General features: G+C 57.2%; 2 rRNA genes. Both read left to right on the forward strand.

Features of this window, described 5'->3' with window-relative positions:
- Nucleotides 1–130: 130 nt before the first annotated feature.
- Nucleotides 131–3,240 (forward strand): 23S ribosomal RNA (locus tag AB0C17_RS28995).
- A gap of 80 nt (nt 3,241–3,320) precedes the next feature.
- Nucleotides 3,321–3,437, forward strand: a 5S ribosomal RNA gene (gene rrf, locus AB0C17_RS29000).
- Nucleotides 3,438–3,443: the final 6 nt, after the last annotated feature.

Raw genomic sequence — 3,443 nt, forward strand, 5'->3', positions numbered from 1 at the left:
CCGGGGGCGGAAGGCGCCAGGCATGGCCTGGTCTCGCATACCGCCGGCGGTTGTCGGGTTGTGGTGTGGGGCTGTGGGTTGTGGGTTGGTTGTTTGTTGAGAATTGCACAGTGGACGCGAGCATCTTTGTGGTCAAGTTGTCAAGGGCGAACGGTGGATGCCTTGGCACCAGGAGCCGATGAAGGACGTGGGAGGCCGCGATAGGCCTGGGGGAGCTGTCAACCAAGCTGTGATCCCAGGGTGTCCGAATGGGGGAACCCGGCATCAGTCATGTGATGTCACCCGCACCTGAACACATAGGGTGTGTGGGGGGAACGCGGGGAAGTGAAACATCTCAGTACCCGTAGGAAGAGAAAACAAATAGTGATTCCGTGAGTAGTGGCGAGCGAAAGCGGATTGAGGCTAAACCGGCGGCGTGTGATACCTGTCAGGGGTTGCGTGGTCGGGGTTGTGGGACCCTGCTCAACAGACTGACATCTGTTGGAGAAGTTACAAAGCCAGTGGTTAGTCGAACAGTCTGGAATGGCTGACCGTAGACGGTGATAGTCCGGTAGGTGAAAGCTGCTGGTCTTCTGTGGGTGTTCCCGAGTAGCGGCGGACTCCTGAAATCTGCCGTGAATCTGCCAGGACCACCTGGTAAGCCTAAATACTTCCTGGTGACCGATAGCGGACGAGTACCGTGAGGGAATGGTGAAAAGTACCCCGGGAGGGGAGTGAAATAGTACCTGAAACCGTTCGCCTACAATCCGTCGGAGCCTTGCGGGGTGACGGCGTGCCTTTTGAAGAATGAGCCTGCGAGTTAGTGGCATGTGGCGAGGTTAACCCGTGTGGGGGAGCCGTAGCGAAAGCGAGTCTGAATAGGGCGTTTTTAGTCGCATGCTCTAGACCCGAAGCGGAGTGATCTAGCCATGGGCAGGCTGAAGCGCGGGTAAGACCGCGTGGAGGGCCGAACCCACCAACGTTGAAAAGTTGGGGGATGACCTGTGGTTAGGGGTGAAAGGCCAATCAAACTCCGTGATAGCTGGTTCTCCCCGAAATGCATTTAGGTGCAGCGTCGCGTGTTTCTTGCCGGAGGTAGAGCACTGGATGGTCTAGGGGGCCCACAAGCTTACCGAAATCAGCCAAACTCCGAATGCCGGTAAGTGAGAGCGCGGCAGTGAGACTGCGGGGGATAAGCTTCGTAGTCGAGAGGGAAACAGCCCAGATCACCAGCTAAGGCCCCTAAGCGTGTGCTAAGTGGAAAAGGATGTGGGGTCGCATAGACAACCAGGAGGTTGGCTTAGAAGCAGCCACCCTTTAAAGAGTGCGTAATAGCTCACTGGTCAAGTGGTTCCGCGCCGACAATGTAGCGGGGCTCAAGCACACCGCCGAAGCTGTGGCATTCACATTTTAACTTCGTGCCTCCTTGATGGGGTATGCAGGTGTGTGGATGGGTAGGGGAGCGTCGTGCCGGGGGTGAAGCAGCGGGGTGACCCAGTTGTGGACGCGGCACGAGTGAGAATGCAGGCATGAGTAGCGAAAGAAGGGTGAGAAACCCTTCCGCCGGATGACCAAGGGTTCCAGGGCCAGGCTAATCCGCCCTGGGTGAGTCGGGACCTAAGGCGAGGCCGAGAGGCGTAGTCGATGGACAACGGGTTGATATTCCCGTACCCGCGAAAGAGCGACCCTGACGAACCTCGTTGTGCTAACCACCCAAACCATCCAAGGTCTTCGGACTGCGGGTGGGGAGCGTGGGAACCTGGCGGGTAGTAGTCAAGCGATGGGGTGACGCAGGAAGGTAGCTGAGCCCGGCCGGTGGTTGTGCCGGGGTAAGCGTGTAGGCCGGCGTGTAGGCAAATCCGCACGCCACATAGGCTGAGACGTGATGCCGAGCCGATTCAGGTGAAGTCAGTGATCCTATGCTGCCGAGAAAAGCCTCTAGCGAGTTCTTAGCGGCCCGTACCCCAAACCGACACAGGTGGTCAGGTAGAGAATACCGAGGCGATCGGGCGAACTGTGGTTAAGGAACTCGGCAAATTGCCCCCGTAACTTAGGGAGAAGGGGGGCCGGAGACGTGAAGCCCCGCGCGGGTGGAGCGTTGTATGGCCGCAGAGAGCAGGGGGAAGCGACTGTTTACTAAAAACACAGGTCCATGCGAAGAAGTAATTCGATGTATATGGACTGACGCCTGCCCGGTGCTGGAACGTTAAGGGGACCTGTTAGCTCTTCGGGGCGAAGCGGAGAACTTAAGCGCCAGTAAACGGCGGTGGTAACTATAACCATCCTAAGGTAGCGAAATTCCTTGTCGGGTAAGTTCCGACCTGCACGAATGGCGTAACGACTTCCCCACTGTCTCAACCACAGGCCCGGCGAAATTGCATTACGAGTAAAGATGCTCGTTACGCGCGGCAGGACGGAAAGACCCCGGGACCTTTACTATAGCTTGACATTGGTATCTGAATTAGCTTGTGTAGGATAGGTGGGAGCCGGTGAAGTCCATACGCCAGTATGGGTGGAGGCAATCTTGAAATACCACTCTGGTTGATTTGGGTATCTAACTTCGGACCGTTATCCGGTTCAGGGACAGTGTCTGGTGGGTAGTTTAACTGGGGCGGTTGCCTCCTAAAGGGTAACGGAGGCGCCCAAAGGTTCCCTCAGCCTGGTTGGCAATCAGGTGTTGAGTGCAAGTGCACAAGGGAGCTTGACTGTGAGACTGACAGGTCGAGCAGGGACGAAAGTCGGGACTAGTGATCCGGCACTGGCATGTGGAAGCGGTGTCGCTCAACGGATAAAAGGTACCCCGGGGATAACAGGCTGATCTTCCCCAAGAGTCCATATCGACGGGATGGTTTGGCACCTCGATGTCGGCTCGTCGCATCCTGGGGCTGTAGCAGGTCCCAAGGGTTGGGCTGTTCGCCCATTAAAGCGGTACGCGAGCTGGGTTTAGAACGTCGTGAGACAGTTCGGTCCCTATCCGCCGTGCGCGTAGGATACTTGAGAAGGGCTGTCCCTAGTACGAGAGGACCGGGACGGACGAACCTCTGGTGTGCCAGTTGTCCCGCCAGGGGCACGGCTGGTTAGCTACGTTCGGAAGGGATAACCGCTGAAAGCATCTAAGCGGGAAGCTCGCTTCAAGATGAGGTATCCCACCCACATTTGTGGGGTAAGGCCCCCAGCTAGACGACTGGGTTGATAGGCCGGAAATGTAAGCCCGGTAACGGGTTCAGTTGACCGGTACTAATAGGCCGAGGACTTGACTACTAAGCTGCTACGCGTCCACTGTGCAACTCTGAACAAACACCACCCGCGTGTTGTGGGGTTGGTTGACATGTTCATAGAGTTACGGCGGTCATGGCGGAGGGGAAACGCCCGGTCACATTCCGAACCCGGAAGCTAAGCCCTCCAGCGCCGATGGTACTGCACTCGGGAGGGTGTGGGAGAGTAGGACACCGCCGGACAATCTT

The organism is Micromonospora sp. NPDC048887, assembly GCF_040649715.1.
GTDB lineage: Bacteria > Actinomycetota > Actinomycetes > Mycobacteriales > Micromonosporaceae > Micromonospora.